We start from the raw sequence: 25,352 nt of genomic DNA, 5'->3' as shown, positions 1-25,352 counted from the left end.
AAGGATCGATACGTTTTTTGCTCTAGGCGTTTCCTTGACGTTTTTGAACGGCAATAATAATCAGCTTTGTGATTTCCATCAAAACAACTGCTACAGCAGCCATTGCGATACATAGACCGACATGTCCTAAAGTGAAGGTTGCTGGAATCGCAAAGACTTCACGGATTCCAGGAATCAAGGTAATGCTGTATAGTCCACCACAAACGACGATCGCCAACCATACCATTTTATTGGCAAAAAGGCCAGCTTGCCAAGCAGTCTCGGTATTTGAGCGTGCTGGCAATGTTTGCAATGTCCGGCTCCAGATAAGTGTTGAGAAGGCCATCGCTACACCTAACTCAGGTGATTGGCTCATCCCTAACCATTGTGCCAAAATCACGACAGCGGCAATCAAAATACCGCGATACGTTACTGAGATCAAAGTTTTTCCAGTGAAGATACCTGCATTTGGATCTCTAGGCTGGCGCTGCATGATCGTTGGTTCGGCTTTTTCCATTCCTAGAGCAATCGCTGGTAATGAGTCGTTGACTAGGTTGATAAAGAGCAGCTGCAAGGCAGTAAATGGATTGTCCCAACCCATCACTAAGGCAAAGACGATCGCAATGATCGCACCTAAGTTTCCAGCAAACAAATACGAAATGGCTTTTTTGATGTTGTCAAAGACGTTTCGGCCAACTTCTACGGCACGAATGATCGAGGCAAAGTTATCATCCGTCAAGACCATCGCCGCTGCATCTTTGGCAACGTCCGTTCCGGTTCCCATTGCGATCCCGATATCCGCTTGTTTCAAGGCGGGTGCATCATTGACCCCATCTCCGGTCATGGCAGAGATCTTGCCTTTGTCTTGCCAAGCCCGCACGATACGGATTTTGTTTTCCGGCGAAACACGAGCATAAACCGTGATTTTGTCTAATTGATCCGCTAGTTCGGTTTCAGAAAGAGCATCCAATTCCGTACCAGTCAAGGCTAAATCGCCCTCGGCTGAAATACCGATCTCTTGTGCGATCGCCACGGCTGTCGTTTTGTGGTCCCCTGTGATCATAACTGTTTTGATACCAGCAGATTTAGCATCCGCTACGGCTTGTTTGACTTCTTTACGAGGAGGATCGATCATTGCCATCAAACCAACCAAAATCAGCTCGTTTTCATCCTCTAGTGTCAATTCTCGTGATTGGGCATCGGTCAATGGACGGTAAGCAAACGCCAAGACCCGTAATGCCCGTTTTGAGAATTCTTCGTTTTGATGTTGCAATTTATTTCTGATTTCATCTGTTAAAGGCACGACTTGATCATCGATCAAGACTTTAGTACTGCGGCCAAAGACGATGTCTGGACCACCTTTGGTCAACAATAAATGTTCGCCATCGATCTCATGTAAGGTGGACATCAATTTACGATCAGAATCGAAAGGCAATTCTTGCAAACGAGGAAACTGTTGACGAATCGCCCGATAAGGCTGATTTAGTTTCTCACTGTAATCCAGAAAAGCAATTTCAGTAGGGTCTCCTAGCTTCGCCCCATCTTCACTGATGGCAGCATCATTTGCCAAAACACTGATCTCTACCAAGCGTTTTTCAGGCAATGTCCAGGTAGTTGGCTCATCGGAGAACGTACCCGTTTGCCCATTTGGTAAATAGTAGTCAACAACGGTCATTTTGTTTTGGGTCAAGGTCCCTGTCTTATCGGTACAAACGATACTCGTTGAACCCAATGTTTCAACCGCTGGTAGTTTTCGAATGATGGCATGACGCTTCGCCATTTGTTTTGTTCCAATGGAAAGGACGATCGTCACGATCGATTGCAAGGCTTCTGGAATCGCTGCTACGGCTACGGCTACCGCAAACATAAAGGCGTTGACTAAGTCTTCCGTCATATCGCCTGTTCCGTCACCTAAGAACAACCGTGCGACTTGAACCCCTAAAATAATCAATGAAAGGACCAAGATCGCCAAGCTCAGTTTTTTACTGAAGCTGTCCAATCCTCTTTGCAATGGTGTTTTGTGTTCAACTGTACTTTCCAATAAGCCAGCCACTTGACCGATTTCCGTCACATTACCAGTCGCAGTTACGATAAACCGACCACGTCCATAAGTGACGATCGTTCCACTGAAGACCATGTTGTCACGGTCGCCGATCGGTGCGGTACGATCGATCACACCTAATTCTTTTTCCGCTGGCGTTGATTCCCCAGTCAGCATTCCTTCATCGACCTTCAAAGAACCCTCTTCGATCAATCGACCATCTGCTGGTACATAGTCCCCAGCTTCTAAAATAACGATATCGCCGACAACCAATTCTTTCGCCAGCACACTTTGTTCTTTGCCATCCCGAATGACGTTAGCATCTGGTGCCGACAGGCTTTTCAAAGCGTCTAACGACCCTTCGGCTTTTTTCGTTTGAATCACACTGACGACGGAATTCAACAAGAGTACTGCGAAGATAACGATCGACTCAACGTGGGCACCCATAACCATTTGGATGATTGCCACGATCAGCAAGACGATCACCATCGCATCTTTGAAGGTATCTAAGAATAAGGCAAAGCTAGATTTCTTAGGTGCTTCCTTCAGCTGGTTCAAGCCATTTTCTAACCGCTTGACTGCCTCTTGCTGCGTCAACCCCTCTGGACTGCTCTGGACCTCTGCCATAATTTCCGAGATTTCTTTTTGATACATTTCTTTCGCCAATTTTTTTGCCCCTTTTAATTTTATTTTCCTTAGGCACTCTGCTAGAAAAAAAGAGACCTAAGACAAGTATACGCTTGTCTTAGGTCTCACCATTTCAAATAATACCAGAAAGCTGTCGCCAGCTTACTTACTGTTGATATTATCGCAGCTTGCGCCACCGGTTACTCCCCTAAGGAATAATAATAAGAATGTATCATTATCATAACGGAAACTTTTGTGCTTGGCAACTATAAAACATCAATTTGAAAATTTTTTGAAAACATTCTTTTTGTTCCCATTCCTTTTTTTCTGTTACACTAAGGAAGAAAGAAATTTGTACGTTACAGGAGGAAAAACGATGGATCTTTTTGATACTTTTACCCGCCATAGCTCTGTCCGAGATTTTCAACCCCGGCCACTATCAAAGGAACTCAAGCAAAAATTAGTAACGGTTGCCCAGAGCGGTTCCAGTTCGAACTTTGTTCAAGCCTATTCGATCATTGAGGTCAGTGATCCTGAAAAACTGGCTGCCATCGAAGAAATTGCCGGTGCCCCAAATTACATCACTCGAACGGGCGTCTTCTATCTTTTTGTCGCCGACTTACATAAACACCAGCAGCTGCTGACCCAAGCAGGGGTGCCTGATACCCACTTAACCACGATGGAACCATTTATTGTGTCTGTCGTCGATACGACCATCGCTGCCCAAAATATGGTAGCATATGCTGAAGCACAAGACTTAGGAATTTGCTACATCGGCGGCATCCGCAATGATTTGCCTCGTATCGCAGAACTTGTCGGCTTACCAAAATTGACGTTTCCGTTATTCGGTTTAACGATCGGCTATCCGCAACACAGAAATGAGCCGAAAGTCCGCTTGCCCCAAGAAGCGATCGTAAGTGTCGATCAGTATCAACCGCTGACGCAGGAGCAAACAGCCCAGTACAACCAAACGACGGAAGCCTATTATGCACAACGCAGCAGCAATCAACAGCAAACCAATTGGCAAACGAAAATGACGGAATTTTTCCGTGAACCGCGGCGTCCAGATGTCGCTGCCTTTATGAAGCAACAAGGCTTCTCAGACTACTTCGGTGAATGAGGACACTAATTACCACGGGAAAATAAAAAACGATCTTTGGCAAGGAATCTTGTCAGGATCGTTTTTTGCTTAGTGTAAAAAATCAGGTTCAGGCTGCTCTTGTATCTTTGTCGCGCTAATTAACGTGCGGCTTCTTGTGCGGTTTCGTTGACGGCAACTGCCTGCTCACATTTTTCTATTAATGCTACTAACGCTTTATCTAACACTGCTTCATTTTCGGAGGTTCGCTGACTGATTTGCATCATAGGCTGCGCCGCAAGATCCAGCAAATAGGTAGGGATTGCTTCTTTTTCAGCAAAAGTGCCCTTGATCAGCGGCTGGTAGACAGACTCGCCACAGGGTCCGGTTTTGATAAAGGCTAGTTCGAACTGCGCCTTCCCTGACAAACGCAACCGATAGACCCCTTCTTTGGTCAGCAGTTTTTCATCGGCAAAGCGTGCCTGTAATCGTGCGAAACGTTCGTAATCCATGGTATCTGCTCCTTTTTGATTCCTTCTTTTCTCTAGTGTAGCAAATTTCTTGTTAGCAAAACATCTTTTTCATAGAGAACGCCTCCTTTTTCCTCGTTTGGTAATTTTTCACTTTACAAACAGAACAAACGTTCGTATAATTCAAGTGAGGTGAATGTGTATGCCAGCTGCAAAAATCGCTTATGCAAAACAAGAAACCTATGCATTTGAAAAACACTATTATGAATTGGTAAACTTTCCCACACCAGTGGCGCTTTTGTTTGATGAATTCTCACTGACGATGGAGCGCAATCAAAAATCGTATATTGCGATCCCCGCGCGCTATTCCGTCTTAAAGGTTCCGCTCGTCTTTGTTTTTCGACTAGAGACTAAGGATGCGCCTGTTTATTATTATGAGCACGTACTCGCTGAAAATAAGATCATTCGCCGCTACAACCCCGAGCGTAACTATTTGCCCGGCGGAAGATAGACCAATGGTTCAACCCGTTTGCTATACTCAGCGGCTGCACTCTCCTGATGCATATCACTGAGCAGCAGTTCGAATATTTGTCATCCAAACGAAACCCCTCTATACTAAAAAGAAAGGGGTTTTTCACAATGACGAAAAAACCGCCGCAAACGTCTGAAGAAAAGGAAGCCGCTTCTAACAATATGGGACTGGGGATCGGTGTCGGAATGGCATTAGGTGCTGCATTTGGACTGCTGTTTTTTGACAACCTGGCATTAGGCATGGGTTTAGGCATCGCACTAGGTGTAGCGATCGGTGCGGGCATGGATCAAAAAAGCAGCAAAGACAAGAAATAGCTGCAGCAAGGAGCTGTATTTATCTGTTACAAATTGCTGCCCAGTAAATACCAAAAAAGCCTAGGTTCTGCACTTGTTGTGCAAGACCTAGGCTTTTTTGCTACTTCGAGCAATATTCTCGAAAGCAGCTGCTTCACAGTTGGTTACAGCAGATTTCTTTTCGCCATTTCTGCGCGATACAGTTCATAGACCGCATCACTTTGCTTTGCATGGCTGCGGTAAAAGAGCCCATAAGAGAAAATCGTTTGGAAATTGCTTCCTTGATTTGCTCGTGCTACAGCATGGTACAAATTCGCCAATTGCTGATCAGACATCTTCCCGCTTTTGATTCGTTTGGCAACTGCTTTTTGGGAAAGGGTAAATAAAATCGTCGTAAATACTTGATAAACCACCCAAATCGCCAGAATAACCAAAATAAATTTCACCAAATCAGGCATCACTTTTCAACTCCTTACAAAAAGTAAATCATTCAGATGATTTGATGTCAATAATAAAATAACCCAACGAAAATAAAATATTTATTTCCCAAAGTAATAAAATAGCAGTACGACATTGATTGAAACAATCAGTCGTACTGCTATTCCTTTATTGCCTCTATTCATCTAAGTATTAATAAATCGACTCAGCTAAAAAAAGAATAGACGGTATTAATATCTCTTTATTTCGCCAAACGGTAGATAGCATCTGCATAAATCACCGCTGCGTTGAATAGGTCATCCAAGCTCATAAATTCATTGGCTTGGTGCATGGTGTCAACATAGCCAGGGAACATTGCGCCATAAGCAACGCCGCGTTTCAATAGACGGCCGTATGTGCCGCCGCCGATGATTTGTTCGAAGCCTTTTTCGCCGGTATGTTCTTCATAAACCGCCAATAAAGTTTCTACCAATGGATCATCTGCTGGCACGTAGTGAGGTTCCATGTTGCGGTCATTGCGGGTAACGGTTGCCCCTTCCATACCGACGGTGCGTTCCACACCGATTTCAAGTCCTTCCGCAGTTACGCCTTTAGGATAACGGAAGTTCAATGCGATAAAGTTGTCTGCTTGTGTTCCTGCTTGGTTCGCTTTAAAAGCAAACAAGCCAGCATTCATAGTCAATTTACCCATTTTTTCATCTTCGTACGCCACACCTAATTTTTCACCGTAGAAATCTTCATGGACATAGGCTGCTGCTGCATGGATGAATTGTTTTGCGCCGCCGCCAAAGGCATAGTTATCTAAGAAGACTGCTAAGAAAGTCCCCGCATTGATTCCTGATTGTGGGCTGGCACCATGAGCACCTTTACCGACTAATTCGATCGTCACTTGTTCATTTTCTGTTTCAATCGTCCCCGTCACTGGATTGGCTTCAACGTAATCGAAAAAGGCTTTTTCGATCGCTAATGCTTCTTCTGTTGATGGAGCAATGAAGCTTGCTGTTGCCGTTCCTGGTACCATATTTTCTCGCAAGCCAGCAGTAAAGCTTTGCAGCGTGAAGTCTCCTTCATTGTTGCCTTGGAAATGGATCCCTAATGTCACATTTCCTTTTTCTCCATTAATGATTGGGAAATTGGCATCTGGTGAGAAGCCAAAATCAGGCTTTTCTTCATGCTCAAAGTAGTAATCCATATCTGCCCAGCCGCTTTCTTCATCAGAACCAACGACAAAACGGATTTTTTTCGATAATGGCAAGCCCAATTCTTTGATGATCTTCATCCCATAATAGGCAGCCATTGAAGGACCTTTATCATCAGAAGAACCACGAGCATAGATTTTGTTGTCATTGATGACTGGATCATAAGGATCGGTTGACCAGCCGTCACCTGCAGGAACAACATCCATGTGGCCGAAGATCCCTAATGTTTCGTCTCCTTCACCAAATTCGATGTGACCAGCGTAGTTATCGACGTTTTTGACTGTGAAGCCATCACGTTCGCCATAAGCTAGCATGTGTAGCAACGCATCACGAGGTCCAGGACCAAATGGCGCATCCGCAGTCGCTTTATCATCTTCTCTTTCACTTTTCACTTTCAATAGATCAATCAAGTCGTTCAGCAAATCGTCTTTGCGGGCTTCGACCTCTTTTTTCCAATCGATTGTCATAGTGTTCCCTCCATTTCTGTTCTCGCTATTTATGATAACACTCTTAAACCAAAAAAGGAAAAAAAATTGCGCCTTTTTCCATGGGTCTTTTCTATGAAATTTCTAGGAAACAGGTATAATAAATATAACTCGATTTTGATTAACGAAAGGAGTCATTGCATGGAGCAACTTGATTCTGCAATTTTATCCAAAGTGATCCAACAGCGCCCGACAAAAAGCCACAAAGGCACTTTTGGCCGAGCCGTTTTAGTAGGGGGCAACCGCCAATTCGGTGGGGCGATCTTAATGGCTGCGCAAGCCTGTGTGTATGGGGGAACTGGTTTGACCACCGTGATCTCCGATGGCGTCAACCGAACCGCCCTGCACGCCCGCTTGCCTGAAGCGATGTTTGTCGATTGGCAGCAAACAGAACTGATCGATACGGTCACCGAATCGGCAGACGTCCTACTGATTGGTCCTGGATTAGGCGAAGGAAAAAGCAATTTTGATCTGCTGCAGCGGATCGTTTCTGCCCAAAAAGAACACCAATGGTTAGTGATCGATGGTTCGGCGATCAATTTGGCTGCCAAATATCCGCTGATCATCCCCTTTCCTGAACAAGTCGTCTTCACGCCGCATCAGATGGAATGGCAACGGCTCAGCGGACTGGCAATTGCCGACCAGACAGAAGAAAACAACCAGCAAGCCCAACAAAAACTCGGAAGTCTGGTAGTCTTAAAAAGCCATCGCACACAAATTTACGGCAGCAGCATCGCCCAAAATCCCCTCGGAACACCCGCTATGGCGACTGGTGGGATGGGTGATACGCTGGCAGGCATGATCACCAGCTTTTTGGCACAGTTTGAAAAAACAGAGGAAACGATCCAAGCGGCTGTCTATCTCCATAGCCTGATTGGCGAAGCATTGGCAAAAGAGCACTATGTCGTTTTGCCGACACAAATCAGTGCCGCATTGCCTCAATGGATGAAAAAGCACCAAGCAGCCGATTCAGAATGATTTCTGATAAACCTTTCATCAAAAAAACGTCCCTTTCTGCATTTGTCGAAAGGGACGTTTTTTCCAATGGTCAGCTAATTGTTAAAATAAACCACTCGCACTTCATACGGCGCCAAGGTTGCTGTTTGAGGGACTGCTTGATTGGTCTCTAAATCAACGACTTCTTTGATCAAGTGTAGTGTCTGCTCTTTCTCAGAAAAATTCATGATGAAAAAGTACGTTCGTTCTGGACTGATCCTGCCTTGGATCGAGACTGCAGGGTTGGCATGCGCGATCCTTTCCTCTGCCAAAGACAACTCACGGACCAAAGAGGCATAAAACTGTTCGAAAAAGTCATAGTTGGTGCGAGCCGCCAGATAGTAGGCGGTGCCTGCACCAAAGGTATTTTTGGTGATCGCAGGTGTTCCTTGGTAAAAATCCGCTTGATACTCCCCTAGTACCTCCGCTGTTTCGGCTTCAATGATTGCAGAATAGTCCCGTGTTTCAAAGGGCTGTCCTTGAAAAACCAGCTGATTGTGTTCAGTGTCAAAAAGAGTTTCCAACTCCAGCACGTTGATGCCTAATAATGCTCGCAACGGCTGTGGCAATCCCCCCAGATACAACAGGTCGGTTTCATTGACCATGCCGCTAAAGTAACTGGAAATCAAGGTACCACCAGCTTCCGTGTACTGGCAAAGTTTTGCCATCGTCTCTGATGTCATCAAGTAAAGCATTGGAGCGATCACCAACCGATAGTCAGAAAAATCTTGCTCTGGCGTCAAAATATCGACCGCGATGTCTTGTTCCCAGAAATAACGATAATGCTCCTGCAACGTTTGCGGATACCGTCTGGTTGGTCGCCCAAACCCGCCGCCTCGCTTCAATGCCCAGTTGCTTTCCCAATCAAAAAGGATCGCCACTGCTTTTTTTCTGGTGGTTCCTTGAATCTCCTTGATTTTTTCCAAGCGCTTGCCGTAAGCCGCAACTTCTTTGAAGACCCGATTCTCCGTGGAATCATCATGTCCCACGACTGCCCCATGGAATTTTTCTGAATTGCCGCGGGATTGGCGCCATTGAAAATACAAGGTACTATCTGAGCCATGGGCGATCTGCTGCATGGCACTCAACTGATGGACACCAGGCTTTTTCGCTTTATTGAAGGAATGCCAGTTAACAAAACTCGGCGTGCATTCCATCACTAAAAAGGGCTGTTTCTTCAATGACCAGTACTGGTCATGCACATAGGCGGATTTCATCGCTGTCGCTGCCAAGGATTCAAAGTTGTTGTTCCAATCAGGGTAACTATCCCAGCTAACGATATCCACATGACGAGCGAACTTGCTGTAGTCAATGCCTTCTAAAGGAATAAAATCTTGGGTAGCATGTCCTTCCGCCATAAAATTCGTTGTCACAGGAATGTCCGGTGTCAGCTGACGGATCGGCGCACATTCATGCAAATAAAAATCGATCGTCCTATCTGTGACAAATCGTTTCCAATCAAGATCCATGCCATGCACTTTGTGTTCCCCTAAAGGTGAAGGCGGTAAAACCTGCGACCAATCGGAGTAAGTACCGCCCCAAAAAGAAGTCCACCAGGCATGATTCAACGTGGCTAAATCACCATATTTTTTTTGCAGCCAGCTGCGCCAGTTTTCCTGACAATAGGAGCAAAAGCATTCCCCAGAGTACTCATTGGAGATATGCCACATGGCTAATGCCGGATGCTTGCCGTAACGTTTTGCCAACTGTTGATTGATTTGCGTCACCTTTTCCCGATAGATCGGTGAAGAGTAACAGTGATTGTGGCGAAACCCATGGGTATGTTTTTGTCCTTGGGCGTTGGTCCGATTGACTTCGGGATACTTTTGGCTCAACCATTGAGGACGCCCACCGCTAGGAGTGGCCAAAATGACTTTGCCGCCGATGCCATGGATCTGATCAAACACTCGATCCAACCAGTCAAACTGATAAACGCCTTCTTGCGGCTCTAAGGCACTCCAAGCAAACACCCCTAATGTGACGGTGTTGACATGGGCTTGCTGCATATAGGCAAGATCCTTTTGCAAGATTTCTGGATAAGCCAGCCATTGATCGGGGTTGTAATCCCCGCCATGCATAAACTGCTGATCAAACAATTGATTGCTCATCATTCTACTCCTTTTTTGGCTTGTAACTGGTAGACAAATGATTGAAAATCGCCAGTGACTTGCGCTGTTCCATGGTTGACGGCATTAAACTGATAGGGTTTACGCAAGCCTAATTGCCTTAACAGCTGACCAGAGACAGTTTCACCATTAACCTGGTACACCTGTTGGGCATTGAGAAAGGCTGCGGGCAAAAAGTCTTCCGCCGTCGGATTGGCTTGTGCCAACACGCGAAAGAAAGCAATCAATGCTTCTTCGTTTTGCGGATCATACACTGCCCAAGTCGTTTCATTGGCATGGTTCAACTGCTGCAGCTGGTAAAAAGTGCCAAAGGTCAGCAATTGCCGCTGTTTTTTATAAAAGACGATTTGGGATTTGATCGCCTGCTTTTCGGTTTCAGACAAGTGAAAGAGATCGAGTTCATACCCCAAAGGCCCAAACATTGCGACGGTTTGCCGAAAGGCTAAAGACGTTGCCCGGCCGACTTGGTGGTTTGGTGCCGCCGACACGTGATTGCTGAAGGAGGACAAAGGATACCCTAACAACGTTCCGCTTTGGATGGCTAAACGTTCCACTGCATCACTATCATCACTAGGCCAAATCTGCGGACTGTAAAATAAGATCCCTAAATCGTATCTGCCCCCGCCGCCAGCACAGCCTTCGATCAAAAGGGTCGGAAACGCCGCTAAGATTTTTTCATATAAACGATAAAGACCTAAAATGTAGCGATGATAAAACTCCGTCTGAGAAATTCCCTGTTCCGCTAAATAGGGAGAGTAAGCTTCAGTGATATTGCGGTTCATATCCCATTTGATGTAATCTAGCTTGGTTTCAAGGATCACTTTTTGCATCGCTTCGAAAATCGCCTCGACCACTGCTGGATTGGCAAAATCCAACACGTATTGTCCGCGCCCCACAGAGATCCGCTCATAAGGATGCTTGACTACCCACTCAGGGTGCTCTTGGTACAACTGACTATCTGGCGAAACCATTTCTGGTTCAAACCAAATCCCCAGTTGCAGCTGCATGGCATGAATTTTCTCAGCAAAAGACCCGATTCCTTTTGGAAATTTGGCAGGGTCCGCCACCCAATCGCCCAATGAACTGCGATCATTGTTGCGTTTCCCAAACCAACCATCATCCAGCACAAAGCACTCCATCCCTAATGCCTTGCTTTCTTGGGCTAAGGACAACAGCTTTTCTTCATTAAAATCAAAATATGTCGCTTCCCAGTTATTAAAGACGATCGGCCGCTGCCGCTTTTGCCAATAAGGGGCAATCACATGCTTTTCGATAAATTGGGCGGATTCTTGACTCAAGCCATTCAGACCAGCAGCGGTGAAGGTGAAGAGGCATTCTGGGGCTTCAAAGGTTTCTCCTTGTGAAAGCTGCCAGCTGAAATGCTCAGGATGTATCCCCAACATCAATCGAACGTTGTCCCACTCATCCATTTCCGCTTGCGCCAAAAAGTTGCCCGAATAAATCAGGTTGGCACCATAGACGTGACCAGTGTCATTGGTGGCTTGCTGTTCTTTTAAGGCGACAAAAGGATTGTGCTGATGACCAGACGCTCCTTTTAACGAGCCGACACTGATCGTACCTTGGGTCAAAGGGACCGTCTTGATATGCCGTTCTTTCAGCCATGCACCTGAAAGATGCAGCAGTTCAAAATCGCGATTTTTCAGCTCCAAGACACCACTCAAAAAGCGCTGGATGGTTCTAGGCTTGCTCCCCGTATTGGTCAGTGTTTGCTGCCGCGTGATGGTTCCTGATCCTTTGAAGATCGTATAGGTGATCGCCATTTCCAGCTGCCGCTCTTGATCTACTAATTCAAAGACGATGCTTTGGCTTTCATCAGCAGAAGCAAAGCTGGCTGGTTGCGCCAGCTTTCGTTCTTTGCCCTCAAAACAGTGAAAAGTCATAAGTTTAAAATCCACATAAAGAGGGGTTTCTTCCTCAAAAACCGACACTGCCCCTTCTCGAAAATCAGAAGTCCCATACGTTGGCAATTCTTGAAAACGGTCCGCCAAGGTAAAAAGATTGTCTGCTTCAAAAAATTTGACGGTTCCTGCCGATTTATTCTCATTTTTCTCAAGGTACGCTTGATCAAACGGCGCCAGTGTGCCTAGAGATGGCCCAAAATAGACATGACCCAGTTGCTGATTTGGTAACACATTTATGATATAACTGATTTTTTCATTGTATAAGTGAAAGAGTTGTTCATTCCTAATTTCTATCATTGCTATCCTCAATTTTCCCCATTTTTTTCATTTTCTCCTGCTCGTTGACAAGCTGCTTCAAGATAACGCAAGCGTTTTTTGACGCCGCGATTGAAAAAGAATTTGTAAAACAGCGCCGCCAGCATAAAACTGTAGGTTGTTTTCTGCTGCTCAAAACGGCTTTGTTCCGAATACGTGACTTGCAGCTTCCCTTTTCGTCCTGGAGCAAACCTGTACCGTTGATCGATCACTCCTTCTTCATGGGTCGTACGCAGCCACAGCTCATCCGCGGCAATTTTTTTGACCGTTATGACGGCAGGTACCAACCGCGGGGCGGTTTTGGTTTGGATCATCGTTTCAATGCGGCAGCCTTCCCCGAACGGTTCTTGGGCTTGTTTGGCTAGAAAGAATTTCTCTTGTTCCGCCAATAACACACGGGAAAAGTCCGTAGGTGTGGTATTCATTTGATAACTGCAAGACAATGTATCGGTTCTCATCACAAATTCCTTTCTAAAGGGTGCGCTATTGCATTCCTTTACGTTTCTGGGCTTATCTTTCTTCTACCCTTTGATTGATCGTTTCAGATGCCGCTTGTTCATTTAATGCCGCTTCCGCTTTTTCTTCTTTCAAGTACCCGCGATCCATTACGATCAAGAATGGCACCCAGATCAAGGTCATTACGGCAACCGTCACTAACTGTAAGATTGCACCGGCAACAGAACCCGTGCCTAACCAACCAGATAAGAAGACCGGGGTCGTCCAAACCACCGTTGCTCCAATTGGTCGTGGCACCAAGCCTGCGGCAATCGCAAAGTAAGAGATCGTCGTACTGGCTAATGGCGCTAAGATCCATGGGACAAAAGCGATCGGGTTCAAGACGATCGGCAAACCAAAGGTCATTGGTTCAGATACGTTGAAAACAGATGGAGCGATCACCGTCTTCATTAATTTTTTCATCCGAATCGAACGAGCGATAAAGAAGGCCATCGTAATCGAGATCCCCAGCTGCATTCCTTGATTGACGAACACGCCCATAAACGTAGTGTTAATGATATGGGGCAATTGTTCCGCCCCTGCTTTGTAAGCTTCATAGTTTTCGATCGCTAACGCATTCATGATTGGATCGATCACCGCATTGACCACTAGTGTTCCGTGAATCCCAAACCACCAGAAGAATTGGGTGAACAAGACGGCGATAAGTACTGCTGGCAACGTACCGCCTAAGCCCATCAATGGTTTTTGCAAAATCTCATAAACGAAATCAACGGCATTGCCCCATGAAGTAAAGGTGAACAAGTAGCGGATCAAATTGAAAAGGAACAACGGTGCCGCACCAGGAATGATGGCGACAAATGATTCTGCGATCATTGGCGGAACCGAATCTGGCATTTTGATCGTCAGTCCAGCCGCACTGATTTTGCAATAGATCTGCGTAGCGATAATGGCCGTGATGATTCCGACAAACATTCCCTCAGCCCCTAATTTCGACAAGGGGATCACTGTACCTAACTCTTCGGATGAGCCAAAAGGCAGTAGCATCAAAAACGAAGACAGTGAGATGGCACCCGCAAATAATTTGGCTTGTCCATATTTGCCAGCCAACTGATAGCCGATCCCAAAAACAACGAAAATAGCGGTGATACTCATGGTCGCATTTCCGATAGGACCAAAAAAGTCGTTTAGAAACGTGATGAATCCCTCTGGAAGTTTTTCCGAGAGTCCGAAAGTAGCAGGCAGATTTTGAATAATAATCATAATTGACGCAAACATTGTCGCAGGAAAAGCGACCATAAACCCATCACGAAGACTTAACAAGTATTTGTTGTTGGCAATGATCTGAGCAAAAGGCACCATCTTTTCGGCTAATTTATCAATAAACTTCATTTCGTTTTCTCCTTTATTTTTAACTGTAAACGTTTACTACAATCAGTATAGTTGTTTAGTTAATGTTTACACAACCCCTAAAATAAAAAAAGATCAGACGTCACTGATCTTTTTCGGCAATCGATTCTCTAATGATCAATTCACTGCCACAAACGACGCGAACCGGCATCGTCCGCACCCCAAGGATTTTATTTTTCGCTAATTCGACACTCATCTGCCCCATCTCTTCGGCTTTCATCTTAACGGAGGACAATGCGGGCGTCATAAATTGCGCCATTTCGATATCATCAAAACTAACGACCGACACATCTTTAGGAATCGATAGCCCCGCTTCAGCGAGTGCCTTGTAAACCCCGACAGCCATAGGATCGCTGGCAACGACGATCGCTGTGGGGCGAGGATTCATTTGCGCGATCTGCTGACCAAAATGCAACCCAGTCTCTGGTGACCATTTCCCCTGCAACACGGTTGTGAACTTTTCCAATTTATTGAGCAGCATCCATTGGCGGTAGTTTTCTGCTCGAATCTCTTGTTCATCGTAAACGACTTCGCCAGAAATCGTCACTCGGCTGGCAACACCACCCACAAAGGCGATATTCTCATGGCCCTTCTCTTTTAACATCGTGAGGATCTGGTGGGTCTTTTGGGCAAAATCGGTTTGGATGCAATCGTAGCTGGGTGCTTCACTATAATTATCCACCAGGATAATATTGGCATTTTGCTGACTGATCTCTGCCAAAGCATCGCTGGTCATCTCTCCAATAATAATGACTGCGCCATACTTCGCCAATTGTGCCAAATCTTTTTGAGGCTCCCGCATGGAAAAGGCCCGAATCGTTTTTAAACGCCACTTCGCCGCTTCCTTTTCGATCCCATTGCGGATCATCATAAAATACGGATCGTTTCTTTCCGACTCTCGATCGTGGCGGGTAATGATGGCAATCGTGTTTTGGTCGCCGACGTCACGGGAATGGGGTTGATTTTTTTCTTTTGAATAGTTCATTTGATTGGCGATCTCAATGACTCGTTGACGCGTGTGTTCATTGATACTGAAGGTTTCATCATTGTTAAGGATTCTAGAAACACTTGCTACCGACACCCCGGCTAATTTCGCGATATCTCTCATACTTGCCATAGCTGCACCTCATCTGTTTACTGTTTACTAAATTTACATTCAGCATAGGCATAATTTTTGACCCTGTCAACCTTCTTTTCACAAAAAAACCGAAACTCCTTGGCTTTTCACTAAGGAAGTTTCGGGATACCCATTTGTTTTCTATTTGAGCGCTTGGTCACAGAGCACGACATTGACCAAATACAAGGTGCTGATTCCTAAGACCAATAAGTAGACTGGGCCAAACAGCAAAAAGGTCAAGACAAGCGTCACTGTTGCTAAAAGATGCGCCAGTACTCGTTTGGGTGAACGAGCAAACTGATAAAAACTATAAAACAATGAGCTGGGCTGCTGCGGATAGGTGTGAAGCAGCCTCGTTTGATAAAGTAAGACCAAGCAAAACAAGCCAAAGGTGAACGCTAACGCGTAACTAGCGATCTGAAACAGTGGGTGCTGCAAACGGCTAAAGATAAAGCTGTCCGCCAAAAGCAGCAGGAAGAATAGACTGAGCCAACGGTCTTGCCCTTTTCTTGTTGTCCACTGTTGATGAAATGCCTGCTGAAAACGAGCTTTGCTGCTTGCCTCCAAGCCATCGTTACGCAGTTCCGTCAACGTCTCGATCAATGCTCGACTAGCAGTGGTACTCGTGATCAAAGGCAAGGAATACAACAGCCACATGCCTTGTAAAACCAGTAAATGCGGAAGCCAGTTGATGCCAGTCAACAGCGCTTGGTTTAAGCGTTGCGGGGTAACTTTTGTTCTCATCCTTTGGAACCTCCCGTCAGATCCATTCCCTCAATAAAGTAGCGTTGAGCGAGGAAGAACAGCAAGATCGTCGGCAATAGCACAAGCGTTGCTCCTGCCATCAAGTAGTTCCACTGGGTGGTTGATTGGTTTTGGAAAACTTGCAGGCCAATCTGCAGCGTGTACTTTTCTTGGTTTTGAATATACAGTAATGGTCCTAAGAAATCATTCCATGCCCCATTGAAGGAGTTGATGGCAATCGTGATCAGCGCGGGTTTCGTCAATGGGATCATTAGATGGCTCCAAATATAAAGATGATTGGCGCCATCGATCTTAGCGGCTTCGATCAATTCATTGTTGACGGACAAGTAAAACTGCCGCATCAAGAAAATGTTAAAGGCGTTGCCGAAAAACGCTGGAACAATCAGCGGCAGATAGGTGCCGACCCAGCCGATTTTGGAAAACAAGACATATTGCGGGATCATCGTCACAAAGCCAGGAATCATCATCGTAGACAAGACGAGGGCAAAGATCAGATTTTTTCCTGGAAAGGCCAATTTTGCAAACCCATAAGCAATGAAGGAATTTGATAAGACATTCCCGAAGACCACTAAGACGGTAATGAATAACGTATTTTTTGCATACTGCCAAAATGGAAAGGCGTTGATAGTCTCCAAATAATTGCCAAGATTGATTTCTTCTGGGAAAAAGGTCGGCGGGTAGCGCACGATCTCCTCCATCGGTTTCAATGACGTAAAGACCATCCACAGCAACGGAATCAGCAGCACGATCCCGATGATCGACATCACCACATAGCTGATGATTTTTTTGACTCGCTGTTGGCTTGATTTGCTTCGTGTTTTTGTCGTCATTTCCATTAGCTGCCACCTCCGGTATAGTGAACCCAGCGTGGTGCCAGCTTGAGATTGATAAAGGTCAAGACTAAGACGATCAAGAACAAGATCATCGACATGGCCATCGCATAGCCCATATCAAAGGCGACGAAGGCTTTGTTCCACATATGCAAATTATAGAAGAGCAGCGAATTTGCAGGACCGCCGGTACCATTTTTGGTCATCACGTATGCTTCTTGGAAAATTTGAAAAGAACCGATCGTTGAAGTAATCACATCATAGAAGATGATTGGCGTGATCAAAGGGATCGTAATATTTTTGAATTTCGCCCAAACTCCCGCCCCATCGATCTCAGCCGATTCATACAGCGTCGGTGAAATATTTTGCAAGGTAGCTAGATACAAGAGCATCGCGCCCCCCGAACTCCAAATCTTCATCAAAATCAACGCTGGTTTCGTCCATTCGGGATCAAACAGCCATGCTGGACCTTTGATATTGAACCAGCTCAAGAAGGTATTGATCAATCCTGCGGAAGGAGATAATAATTGCATCCATAAGACGTAGACGGCAACCCCTGAAAGGATCGCTGGTAAGTAAAAGGTGGTTCGGAAAAAACTGATTCCGCGGATTTTTTGATTCAATAAAGTGGCTAGGAAGACACTGAACAACGTGGTTAAGGGAACATTGAAGAGTACAAAATACGCCGTGTTATAGAGAGATTTCCAAAACAGGGTATCTTGCGTAAACATGCGGGTAAAGTTCTTAAAGCCGATAAAATTCATTTTCGACGTCAGATTGTAATCGGTAAAGCTTCCTACGAAGGAAAACAGCATGGGCCCTAACATAAACACCACGAACCCAAGCAAAAATGGTGCTACGAAGAAGTAGCCCCAAAGAGCTTCTTGCCGTTTACTTTTTGAACGCTTCTTTGGCATTCCTTCCACTCCATTCTATTTTTACTCATTGTTTGTTCAAGAAAACATGTCCGCTTCGCAAAGCAGAAAGCAAAGCCCAGTCCGCTAACCGACTGGACTTTCCTTCTTTTTTAAAAACGCTCGTTTTGAAGTTTATTTGTTTTGCTCAACAAGATCTTCCACCGCTTTTTGCGCATCTGCCAACCCTTCAGCCGGTGTTTTGCTGCCGAGCATGATTTGGTCGATCTGTTCATTGACAAGACTGCTGAAGTCAGGCGCTGTCAACGGCACAGGCGTGATCACCGTATTGGCAAAGTTTTCATCCGCCATTTGGTAGATCATTTGGCCGTTTTCATCTAGATTGTCGTTGTTGACCAAGTTTTCGTTGGCTGTCCGATTCGCCATGATATCAAAGCTCTTCTCACCAAATTTCTCTTGAACTTCTGGTGTCGACAAGTATTTGATAAACTCATAGGACGCTTCAGGATCTTTGGCACCGTATGGCACTTCTAGGACGAACCCGCCGCCCCATGACCAGTGACCAGAGCCGCTTTCTTTTTCAGGAATTTGAATGACCCCAAATTCAAAGTCATCTGGTGCATTTTCCGCCAAACTTGAGTAGTAGTTGATGTTTTGCGCACGCATCGCCACTAATCCAGAAATGAATGGATCGGCAACCCCTGAACCAAATTCAGCTTCTAAGCGATTGATGGTATCTTGACCATAATACTCTTGCCAGTCTAAGATCCATTCCAACGCTTCCACTTTGTTGTCTGTATCGATTTTGACGTTCTCATCCTTGTCAAACCAGCTGACGCCATCGTCGGCATTCAACGCCCACACGTCAGCGCCTAAATTCCACAATGGGTAAAAGCCGATTCGCTCAAAATCATCACCGTTTTTGACATCTAATTTACGAGCAACTGTTTCTAACTCCTCCCACGTTTGTGGCAGTTGCTCTTCACTGATACCAGCCTCTTTAAAGAGTGTCTTATTGTAGAAAATCACTTGCGTATCTGTATTGAATGGAACGGCATAGGCATCCCCTTCGTACTCCACCGTATCCCATAATTGCGGATAAAATTCATCAGAAAAGCCCTCTTCGATATACTCGCTTAAATTCGTTGCTTGCTGCGCTTCTGCCCGCTGAGCAACAGAATTGATATCTTGTACAATAACATCAGGCGGATTGCCAGCAGTGATCGACGACAGTGATTTTGTCCAAATATCGCCCCAAGGCTGGTAGCTGTATTTGACCTCGATTTTATCTTGTGAGGCATTAAAATCATCAATAATTTCTTCAATTACTTCTTGTCTTGCACCAGACCCCCAGAAGGACCAAAAGTCCAACGTCGTTTTGCCATCTGCTGACTCATTCCCCGAGGAATCAGCGGTTTCACTGTTGCCGCATCCTGCCGCCAGTACACCAACTGAAAAAAGCAAAGTCCCCATATAAAATAACTTTCTCATTTAACCTAACCTACTTTCATTTATTTTTAATGTACTATTTAAAAGCTATCACTACTTCTTCTTTTCAGCAAATAAAAAGCATCGTGATCCGAATAAAAAAATAACGTTTTTACTGTTTATCGACAAGAAGAGCGTTTTCTTTGAAAATATAAAAAAAGTGGGGCATCATAGAAATAGCACCTATTTTTCATCCTCATGTCAGACCATTTAAAAAACGATGTTTATAGAAAGGGAGTAACCACATGCTAGTCATTGTCGATATGCAAAACCAAATTCTCGATGAAGAGAACGAAGCGTATGTGCCAGATGGCGCCGCTCTCGTCAAACGAATCGCCAAGCGCCTAGAACAAGCGAGGGCAAATGGGGAGTACATTTTACACACCCGCGACATTCCAATCGAAGTCAAAGGAACGCCTGATGAAGAAGCCGATGCCCTGCAGCTGATCCCAGAACTTAAGCCTCTCGAAAATGAAAAAGTCGTCAAAAAATACTATTACAGTATTCCACCTGAAGTCTTGATCGACATTAAGAAAAATCTATTTGAACCTGAAGAAGAAAAGAAAATCGAAATCACCGGTGTTGAAACCAACATCTGTGTCCTTTCCAATACGATCGAGATCCAAAGCGCCTTTCCTGACGCTGATTTCACTATCAATAAAACATTAGTCGCTGGTAAAAACCACGAGTCGCAAGGACTCGACATCTTACGAGACTTCAATGTCGAAATCATTGATGGCACAAAACAAACCAATGGCCAATAGGTAACGAAAGCTCCCTGTTCAAGGAACAGAGAGCTTTTTCAATTTGATTATTCATTTAATTCATTGAGCCATCTAATAGCTCGGTCGGAATTTCAATCCGAACCTCATTTTCAGTCTGACAGTTTGGACATATGAAGGTTCCTTCGATGGCTTCCTTCACTTCCCCGTAAGCATAATGAATAGCGATTTCATCTTCTGCCAATTCATTCGTTTCCAACGGTGGTACCATGGTTAATTGCCCCTCGCTGTCTTCTTGTAAATGAACGACCAGCTTCCCATCAAAGTTTTCATTGCAATTGGTGCAGGAAGCTTTTCCTCGAATCGTTAGATCCATGATCATCCCTCCTCATTTCTTGTCACTAGTTGATGCAGGTTTCGTTAGATACTCGTAACGCATGCATGCTTCACTTTAATAGTGTCACGCTTTCACTTTTTTAGCAAATCATCTGTTTTTCTTTTTTTAAACCATTGATGAAGAAAAAACAAATCAACCGTTTTGAGCGTTTTCGTTGTCAAATCCTTAAAATCCTTGCAGAATTAAATTAACTGTTACTAAAAAGTAAAAACGTGTTGTTGAAAAAATTAGTGATTGTCCGAACTTATCTGAACAAACAAGGAGGAAAAATGATGCAAGCAGTAACCTGGCAAGGAAATCAAAAAATGGACGTTCGCCGTGTAGAAGATCCAACGATTTTAGAACCGACGGATGCGATCATCCGAATCACCGCAACCGCAATCTGCGGCTCTGATCTCCACCTTTACCACCATGGCGGCTCGGTCTTGGAAGAAGGCTATGTTGTTGGTCACGAACCAATGGGTATTGTCGAAGAAGTTGGCAGTCAAGTACAGAAACTAAAAAAAGGCGACCGCGTCGTCATCCCTTTCAATATCGGTTGTGGCCATTGCCACTTTTGTCAAAATGAAATGGAAAGTCAATGCGACAATTCTTCAGAAGATACATTGTATGGCGGCTTATTCGGTTTTGGAAAAATGAACGGCAACCACTGGGGCGGTCAAGCCGAATTCTTGCGCGTTCCTTTCGCAGATTTCACCTCGTTTATCGTACCTGAATCAACGATCCCTGATGAAAAAGTATTGTTTTTATCTGACATCTTACCTACAGCGTATTGGAGCGTCCAAAATGCGGGCGTCAAAAAGGATGATACCGTGATCGTCTTAGGCTCAGGCCCAGTTGGGTTGTTTGCCCAAAAATTTGCCGTGATGGCAGGCGCTAAGCGGGTGATTGCCGTGGACCCTGTTGCTCATCGCTTAGAAAAAGCCAGCAGCTACAATCAAGTCGAAACATTCCAATTGGATGATTTGGCTACTAGTGCTGATGAACTGTATGAGCTGACCAAAGGTGGCGCTGATGTAATCATCGACTGTGTTGGGATGGATGGTTTAGAACCCGTCAAAGAAAAAGCCAAAAACCTAGTCAGCTTGCAAAGTGGAACGATCTCACCGATCCAGATGGCCGCCAAAGCAGTCAAAAAATTTGGTACCGTCCAAATCACTGGCGTTTACATGACACCTGCTTCTTCTTATCCATTGCAAGAATTCTTTATGCGCAACATTGATGTCAAACACGGGCAAGCACCTGTGATCCATTTGATGCCAAAAATTTATGACATGATTGCGGACGGACTCTTTGATCCGTCACAGATCATCACCCACACGATGCCTCTAGCAGATGCTGCCAAAGCGTATGAGATTTTTGACAAAAAAGAAGACAAGAATATCAAAGTTGTCTTGAAACCTTAGCACAAATAAAGGAGCAGTGATGGCACCTATGCCAAAAATCAAACGGAGTGAACATCAATTCGATCCGGGAAAAGAAGAAGATGTGATCATCAAGGCAAGCCGCTTTCGCATCTACTTTCAAAATCGCTACATGTTGATCTCACTTACGAATGATATTTTGACGGGCTTGTTTTATATTTTCGGAAGTATCGTTTCATTAACTAGCTTGCCTGCGATTTACGGAACGATTGCTTATTTGATCGGCGGAGTCTTTTTGACCATTCGCCCGCTGATTAAAATCGTTCGCCATGTCTATATCTATAATGAGCGCAATCAACAAGGCGAGAAAGAAAAAGATGTCACCATCACCGACGATGAACGTTGATGGGACGACAACTAGAGAGGAGTTTCCTATGTTAAAAACATTTGATGGGATCGCACTGACCTTATTGATCATCGGCGGTATCAATTGGCTGCTGGTCGGCGCCTTCGAGTTTGACCTTGTCGCAGCGATCACCGGCGGCAGCACGTCGATCATTGCCCGCGTCATTTATATTCTAGTTGGGATCAGCGCATTGTATAGCCTGAAATTCTTTCCAGCTATCGCCCGCCAACAAACACTCGACTAATTGAAAATAAAACCTGCATCTGCGGTGTCCTGACCCTAAAAAGTTAGATTTTTGGTCTAACTTTTTGAGGTCGCATCTGTGGATGCAGTTTTTTTGTCTACAATCATTGAAAAAAAACACCAGTTGTACTACTCTTGTATTTAACCTACTATTTTCGAAAAAACAAAAAGGACGTGACTCATGACCCCACCTACTAGACCCTCGCTGATACGTCGGATACTCGGCCGGATACTTTTGCTATTGATTTTCTTATTTATTCTAAGTATTATTGGCGGAATCATTGTTTTAAATAACCTCACCATCGCGGAAAATTGGTTTGGTCTGAATGAATACCAAGTCGTTGAAACCAGGCATCAGATCATTCGTTTGTTCCCCTACTTTTGGGTCGCAGGGATCCTGCTGGTCTTTTTGATTGGTTTGGTCATCGGCATCAAGAAACGGAAAAAATCGCCATTCTATTGGTTATTCTCATTGCTCTTGCTGCCAGTGATTCTCTTTTGTATTGGCGTAGTTTCCACCTTTTTACCTGTAGACCGCCAACTCTTTCGAGAAGAAGCCAGTGCCAAAGAAATTATGGCTGCGCTGCCGAATCAATCCTCATTCAAGGACAAAGAGCTGCAACTGGTAAGCTATAGTTTTCACATCCGCAATGTCCCGCTGAAAAGCGGCATTTATGCAGTTGCGCGAGTGATCAATCCAAACACAGGCCTGCAAGACGAGTATTGGTATTACCCAGAAAATCTGTTGACTAAATGGAAAAAAGACGACGATACGATCGAGCTTTCGATGGAAGATACCATTGCCTTTGATGCCATCGATTGGGGCGTCATTCCCAAGATCATCAAGGATTCTGAGGCACGAGCAGCTCAGCTGGATCACTATGTTCCTGGCGTCAGCATCGTCATTTTAAACGGCTTCCAAGGCGAATGGACTTGGACCGTTGGTTTAAATGGGATTCGTAATCGCACCGAGATCAATTATGTTTATGATCTCAAAGGAAATTATCAATCCGAATGGCAATAAAACAAGGGGGCGTGACATAAGTTAATTAGTTACGCTCTCCAAAATATAAGGAGCACTCGAAAATCATGTGATTTTTCGAGTGCTCCTTGTTTTTTTTATTCATTTTGGGTAGTTCAAGTACCTATTTTTGTCAATTTCATCATATTGATTGCCGTAATGAGTAAACCCGTCTGTTTTCTGACTTTTTCTAAGCCCCGAACCGTGTATCGAGTGAAACCCAAACAAGCCTTCATAAATCCGAAGACTGTTTCCACGTCGATCTTTCTCCGACCATATATTTTTTGAATTTCAGGCGTTGATAAGCGCTCTTTTTGTTTTTCTTTATGGTATTCCCAAGACGGATTTACAGTGATCTTTCTGCGATTCCCCTTTGGGGTTAAGGCTTCAGGAATGAGCGCTTGGTTCGCATCCGTTTTTTCTGCTTGGTATTCTTTAAAATCTCGGACAAAGCCATCCGCATCTGTTCGTTGACGGTAAGCATGAAAATTGAATCGTACCCCTTTGGGGTCGATGTAAAAGTCCTCCTTAGGCTCATAATCCCAATTCATTACTTTCCGATCATCTGTCTGCCATTTCTTGCTTTGTTCTTTAAACATCGTTCCATAAGGAATCAGTGCAGTATGCTGGGGAAGTTCATCTTCTATATAGCGGTAATTGCTTTCTGAACCATAGCCTGCATCGGCGACCAAATAATGAGGGGACTTTTGTGCAATCTTCATCTTTTCCAGTAATGGTTTCAGCGTCTTAGTGTCTGTTGGGTTTTGAAAGACATCGTAGCCGAGTACAAATTGATTACAAGTAGCGATCTGCAGGTTATACGCAGGCTTAAGTTGGCCATTTTTCATAGGGTCTTCTTTTACGCGCATGAATGTCGCATCATGATCAGTTTTTGAATAACTGTTTCTTGTCCCATAAGTAGAAAACTGCGTTTGATGTTCCAGAAGTTTTTCTCGTTTTGTATTTAATTTGCGTACTTGGCTTTTCAACGTTCGCCGTTGTTGTTTCGCTGGATTTGGCGAAAGACGTTTCGTTGCCTCAACTTCTTTTTCTAATTCTTCCAGACGTAGTTCCATCCGTGTTAACAGTTCATCTATCATGTCTACTGTCAAGGTCGTCCCTTCGGGAATCTGTTTCAGGGCATACGCTTCTCTTAGTTCCGTCATCATAGTAAGCAGTTTTTCGCGATTCATTTGATCGAATCGGATCGTGTTTTTCTTCCAGACAAAGCTGTACTTATTCGCATCTGCCAAGATTTTTGTACCGTCAATAAACAACGCATCATCAATCAGATTCCGTGCACGCAGATACTCTGTCAACTGATCTAAGCCTTTATTGGTCAACTCCTGCACATCATTAGATACACAAAAACGGGCGATCGTTCGATAAGTTGGAACCCGTTCTTGCGTCAACCAGCGAGCATATAGGTTTTCTTCAGCTAAGCGTTCAATCTTGCGACTTGTAAAGGTTTCTCGCGTATACGCAAAAAGAACCAACTTCAACATGGCACCTAAATCATATTCTCTTGGTCGACCAAAAAGATAGGGGTCATTAATCTGAAGCGCTTCGACCAGTTCATGGATAAAAACGGCGACATGATTTTCTTTTGGAGAAAATGAAGTAGATAGATCCAAAGTGAGTTGATTCATGTTATAATTAGTATACATTTTGTTTAGTCCTTTCAGGATTAAATGATGGGGCATTGGCGGCAACCGGTGCTCCTTTTTATTTTACCCAAAAAACCGCAAGAAATGAACGAT

Annotated in this window: 24 protein-coding genes; 9 read left to right on the top strand and 15 right to left on the bottom strand. The window is 44.6% G+C overall.

The genetic code is table 11. The features are described from left to right. Positions 1-22: 22 nt before the first annotated feature. On the bottom strand, positions 23-2,674 hold the full coding sequence (locus IGI69_RS04995; protein ID WP_438741498.1) for a cation-translocating P-type ATPase: 2,652 nt from the start codon (positions 2,672-2,674) through the stop codon (positions 23-25). Positions 2,675-3,023: 349 nt separating this feature from the next. Here IGI69_RS04995 and IGI69_RS04990 point away from each other — a divergent pair, with 349 nt between their 5' ends. Continuing rightward, positions 3,024-3,767 (top strand): NADPH-dependent oxidoreductase, encoded by a 744-nt coding sequence (locus IGI69_RS04990; RefSeq protein ID WP_034857682.1) that lies wholly within the window; start codon positions 3,024-3,026, stop codon positions 3,765-3,767. Between the two features lie 119 nt (positions 3,768-3,886). Here the strand turns inward: IGI69_RS04990 and IGI69_RS04985 are convergent, their stop codons facing one another. Continuing rightward, on the bottom strand, positions 3,887-4,237 hold the full coding sequence (locus IGI69_RS04985; protein WP_074535004.1) for a hypothetical protein: 351 nt from the start codon (positions 4,235-4,237) through the stop codon (positions 3,887-3,889). Positions 4,238-4,397: 160 nt separating this feature from the next. On the opposite strand from IGI69_RS04985, the gene IGI69_RS04980 reads away from it, so the two are divergent. Then, a complete protein-coding gene (locus IGI69_RS04980; protein ID WP_240934852.1) occupies positions 4,398-4,706 on the top strand; it encodes a DUF5960 family protein in 309 nt (102 codons plus the stop codon). 128 nt (positions 4,707-4,834) lie between these two features. Then, on the top strand, positions 4,835-5,041 hold the full coding sequence (locus IGI69_RS04975) for a hypothetical protein (RefSeq protein WP_034857684.1): 207 nt from the start codon (positions 4,835-4,837) through the stop codon (positions 5,039-5,041). Positions 5,042-5,184: 143 nt separating this feature from the next. On the opposite strand, the gene IGI69_RS04970 is transcribed toward IGI69_RS04975, so the two are convergent. Then, entirely contained in the window at positions 5,185-5,478 is a 294-nt protein-coding gene (locus IGI69_RS04970) for a hypothetical protein (RefSeq protein WP_438739913.1), read from the bottom strand. Between the two features lie 221 nt (positions 5,479-5,699). Next, a complete protein-coding gene (gene pepV, locus IGI69_RS04965; RefSeq protein ID WP_005225493.1) occupies positions 5,700-7,124 on the bottom strand; it encodes a dipeptidase PepV in 1,425 nt (474 codons plus the stop codon). 159 nt (positions 7,125-7,283) lie between these two features. Here pepV and IGI69_RS04960 point away from each other — a divergent pair, with 159 nt between their 5' ends. After that, positions 7,284-8,120: an NAD(P)H-hydrate dehydratase gene (locus tag IGI69_RS04960; protein WP_034868393.1), complete on the top strand. Its 837-nt coding sequence runs from the start codon at positions 7,284-7,286 to the stop codon at positions 8,118-8,120. Positions 8,121-8,194: 74 nt separating this feature from the next. On the opposite strand, the gene IGI69_RS04955 is transcribed toward IGI69_RS04960, so the two are convergent. The 9 genes from IGI69_RS04955 to IGI69_RS04915 all read right to left on the bottom strand — a co-directional run bounded on the left by IGI69_RS04955 (position 8,195) and on the right by IGI69_RS04915 (position 19,442). Beyond that, positions 8,195-10,249 carry a beta-galactosidase gene (locus IGI69_RS04955; RefSeq protein WP_438739910.1) on the bottom strand — a complete coding sequence of 685 codons (2,055 nt, stop codon included), beginning with the start codon at positions 10,247-10,249 and terminating at the stop codon, positions 8,195-8,197. Beyond that, positions 10,246-12,483 carry an alpha-galactosidase gene (locus IGI69_RS04950; protein ID WP_438739908.1) on the bottom strand — a complete coding sequence of 746 codons (2,238 nt, stop codon included), beginning with the start codon at positions 12,481-12,483 and terminating at the stop codon, positions 10,246-10,248. The genes IGI69_RS04955 and IGI69_RS04950 overlap by 4 nt, the downstream gene beginning before the upstream one ends. Before the next feature lie 8 nt (positions 12,484-12,491). Continuing rightward, positions 12,492-12,959 (bottom strand): hypothetical protein, encoded by a 468-nt coding sequence (locus tag IGI69_RS04945; protein WP_438739906.1) that lies wholly within the window; start codon positions 12,957-12,959, stop codon positions 12,492-12,494. 52 nt (positions 12,960-13,011) lie between these two features. Beyond that, complete coding sequence (locus IGI69_RS04940; protein ID WP_008379001.1) at positions 13,012-14,346, bottom strand: PTS sugar transporter subunit IIC; 1,335 nt, start codon at positions 14,344-14,346, stop codon at positions 13,012-13,014. Positions 14,347-14,446: 100 nt separating this feature from the next. After that, positions 14,447-15,481: a LacI family DNA-binding transcriptional regulator gene (locus IGI69_RS04935; RefSeq protein ID WP_086294853.1), complete on the bottom strand. Its 1,035-nt coding sequence runs from the start codon at positions 15,479-15,481 to the stop codon at positions 14,447-14,449. Between the two features lie 141 nt (positions 15,482-15,622). After that, positions 15,623-16,225, bottom strand: coding sequence for a hypothetical protein (locus tag IGI69_RS04930; RefSeq protein ID WP_438739903.1), 603 nt, complete (start codon positions 16,223-16,225; stop codon positions 15,623-15,625). Continuing rightward, positions 16,222-17,082, bottom strand: coding sequence for a carbohydrate ABC transporter permease (locus tag IGI69_RS04925; protein WP_005225484.1), 861 nt, complete (start codon positions 17,080-17,082; stop codon positions 16,222-16,224). Before IGI69_RS04925 ends, IGI69_RS04930 begins: the two co-directional genes overlap by 4 nt. Then, positions 17,082-17,993, bottom strand: a complete 912-nt coding sequence (locus IGI69_RS04920; RefSeq protein ID WP_005234717.1) for a carbohydrate ABC transporter permease — start codon at positions 17,991-17,993, stop codon at positions 17,082-17,084. The genes IGI69_RS04925 and IGI69_RS04920 overlap by 1 nt, the downstream gene beginning before the upstream one ends. Positions 17,994-18,125: 132 nt before the next feature. After that, on the bottom strand, positions 18,126-19,442 hold the full coding sequence (locus IGI69_RS04915) for an ABC transporter substrate-binding protein (RefSeq protein ID WP_008379010.1): 1,317 nt from the start codon (positions 19,440-19,442) through the stop codon (positions 18,126-18,128). Between the two features lie 242 nt (positions 19,443-19,684). Here IGI69_RS04915 and IGI69_RS04910 point away from each other — a divergent pair, with 242 nt between their 5' ends. Next, a complete protein-coding gene (locus IGI69_RS04910) occupies positions 19,685-20,203 on the top strand; it encodes an isochorismatase family cysteine hydrolase (RefSeq protein ID WP_086338495.1) in 519 nt (172 codons plus the stop codon). 55 nt (positions 20,204-20,258) lie between these two features. On the opposite strand, the gene IGI69_RS04905 is transcribed toward IGI69_RS04910, so the two are convergent. Further along, complete coding sequence (locus IGI69_RS04905) at positions 20,259-20,543, bottom strand: hypothetical protein (RefSeq protein ID WP_005225480.1); 285 nt, start codon at positions 20,541-20,543, stop codon at positions 20,259-20,261. A 287-nt stretch (positions 20,544-20,830) separates the two neighbouring features. Between IGI69_RS04905 and IGI69_RS04900 the strand changes: the two genes are divergently transcribed. The 4 genes from IGI69_RS04900 (at position 20,831) to IGI69_RS04885 (ending at position 23,595) form a co-directional block, all read left to right on the top strand. After that, positions 20,831-21,964 carry an alcohol dehydrogenase catalytic domain-containing protein gene (locus IGI69_RS04900; protein WP_074534994.1) on the top strand — a complete coding sequence of 378 codons (1,134 nt, stop codon included), beginning with the start codon at positions 20,831-20,833 and terminating at the stop codon, positions 21,962-21,964. A 19-nt stretch (positions 21,965-21,983) separates the two neighbouring features. Next, positions 21,984-22,328, top strand: coding sequence for a YrhK family protein (locus tag IGI69_RS04895; RefSeq protein WP_086338496.1), 345 nt, complete (start codon positions 21,984-21,986; stop codon positions 22,326-22,328). A 28-nt stretch (positions 22,329-22,356) separates the two neighbouring features. Next, entirely contained in the window at positions 22,357-22,572 is a 216-nt protein-coding gene (locus tag IGI69_RS04890) for a DUF378 domain-containing protein (protein WP_008379021.1), read from the top strand. Positions 22,573-22,752: 180 nt separating this feature from the next. Further along, the gene (locus IGI69_RS04885) at positions 22,753-23,595 is read left to right on the top strand and encodes a hypothetical protein (RefSeq protein ID WP_086338497.1); all 843 of its coding nucleotides are present in this window, start codon (positions 22,753-22,755) and stop codon (positions 23,593-23,595) included. Positions 23,596-23,708: 113 nt separating this feature from the next. On the opposite strand, the gene IGI69_RS04880 is transcribed toward IGI69_RS04885, so the two are convergent. Then, complete coding sequence (locus tag IGI69_RS04880; protein WP_074536951.1) at positions 23,709-25,259, bottom strand: IS1182 family transposase; 1,551 nt, start codon at positions 25,257-25,259, stop codon at positions 23,709-23,711. Positions 25,260-25,352 lie beyond the last annotated feature (93 nt).

The sequence above is a fragment of the Enterococcus sp. DIV1083b genome (genome assembly GCF_051713705.1).
GTDB classification, from domain to species: Bacteria; Bacillota; Bacilli; order Lactobacillales; family Enterococcaceae; genus Enterococcus_D; species Enterococcus_D casseliflavus.
Note: the sequence above shows the minus strand (reverse complement) of the source record. Positions and strands in the feature narration are given on the sequence as shown.

Excerpts from the sequence above, each read along its gene's own strand:
- IGI69_RS04995 (WP_438741498.1), bottom strand. The coding sequence starts at position 2,674 with ATGTATCAAAAAGAAATCTCGGAAATTATGGCAGAGGTCCAGAGCAGT.
- IGI69_RS04990 (WP_034857682.1), top strand. The coding sequence starts at position 3,024 with ATGGATCTTTTTGATACTTTTACCCGCCATAGCTCTGTCCGAGATTTT.
- IGI69_RS04985 (WP_074535004.1), bottom strand. The coding sequence starts at position 4,237 with ATGGATTACGAACGTTTCGCACGATTACAGGCACGCTTTGCCGATGAA.
- IGI69_RS04980 (WP_240934852.1), top strand. The coding sequence starts at position 4,398 with ATGCCAGCTGCAAAAATCGCTTATGCAAAACAAGAAACCTATGCATTT.
- IGI69_RS04975 (WP_034857684.1), top strand. The coding sequence starts at position 4,835 with ATGACGAAAAAACCGCCGCAAACGTCTGAAGAAAAGGAAGCCGCTTCT.
- IGI69_RS04970 (WP_438739913.1), bottom strand. The coding sequence starts at position 5,478 with ATGCCTGATTTGGTGAAATTTATTTTGGTTATTCTGGCGATTTGGGTG.
- pepV (WP_005225493.1), bottom strand. The coding sequence starts at position 7,124 with ATGACAATCGATTGGAAAAAAGAGGTCGAAGCCCGCAAAGACGATTTG.
- IGI69_RS04960 (WP_034868393.1), top strand. The coding sequence starts at position 7,284 with ATGGAGCAACTTGATTCTGCAATTTTATCCAAAGTGATCCAACAGCGC.
- IGI69_RS04955 (WP_438739910.1), bottom strand. The coding sequence starts at position 10,249 with ATGATGAGCAATCAATTGTTTGATCAGCAGTTTATGCATGGCGGGGAT.
- IGI69_RS04950 (WP_438739908.1), bottom strand. The coding sequence starts at position 12,483 with ATGATAGAAATTAGGAATGAACAACTCTTTCACTTATACAATGAAAAA.
- IGI69_RS04945 (WP_438739906.1), bottom strand. The coding sequence starts at position 12,959 with ATGAGAACCGATACATTGTCTTGCAGTTATCAAATGAATACCACACCT.
- IGI69_RS04940 (WP_008379001.1), bottom strand. The coding sequence starts at position 14,346 with ATGAAGTTTATTGATAAATTAGCCGAAAAGATGGTGCCTTTTGCTCAG.
- IGI69_RS04935 (WP_086294853.1), bottom strand. The coding sequence starts at position 15,481 with ATGGCAAGTATGAGAGATATCGCGAAATTAGCCGGGGTGTCGGTAGCA.
- IGI69_RS04930 (WP_438739903.1), bottom strand. The coding sequence starts at position 16,225 with ATGAGAACAAAAGTTACCCCGCAACGCTTAAACCAAGCGCTGTTGACT.
- IGI69_RS04925 (WP_005225484.1), bottom strand. The coding sequence starts at position 17,082 with ATGGAAATGACGACAAAAACACGAAGCAAATCAAGCCAACAGCGAGTC.
- IGI69_RS04920 (WP_005234717.1), bottom strand. The coding sequence starts at position 17,993 with ATGCCAAAGAAGCGTTCAAAAAGTAAACGGCAAGAAGCTCTTTGGGGC.
- IGI69_RS04915 (WP_008379010.1), bottom strand. The coding sequence starts at position 19,442 with ATGAGAAAGTTATTTTATATGGGGACTTTGCTTTTTTCAGTTGGTGTA.
- IGI69_RS04910 (WP_086338495.1), top strand. The coding sequence starts at position 19,685 with ATGCTAGTCATTGTCGATATGCAAAACCAAATTCTCGATGAAGAGAAC.
- IGI69_RS04905 (WP_005225480.1), bottom strand. The coding sequence starts at position 20,543 with ATGATCATGGATCTAACGATTCGAGGAAAAGCTTCCTGCACCAATTGC.
- IGI69_RS04900 (WP_074534994.1), top strand. The coding sequence starts at position 20,831 with ATGCAAGCAGTAACCTGGCAAGGAAATCAAAAAATGGACGTTCGCCGT.
- IGI69_RS04895 (WP_086338496.1), top strand. The coding sequence starts at position 21,984 with ATGGCACCTATGCCAAAAATCAAACGGAGTGAACATCAATTCGATCCG.
- IGI69_RS04890 (WP_008379021.1), top strand. The coding sequence starts at position 22,357 with ATGTTAAAAACATTTGATGGGATCGCACTGACCTTATTGATCATCGGC.
- IGI69_RS04885 (WP_086338497.1), top strand. The coding sequence starts at position 22,753 with ATGACCCCACCTACTAGACCCTCGCTGATACGTCGGATACTCGGCCGG.
- IGI69_RS04880 (WP_074536951.1), bottom strand. The coding sequence starts at position 25,259 with ATGTATACTAATTATAACATGAATCAACTCACTTTGGATCTATCTACT.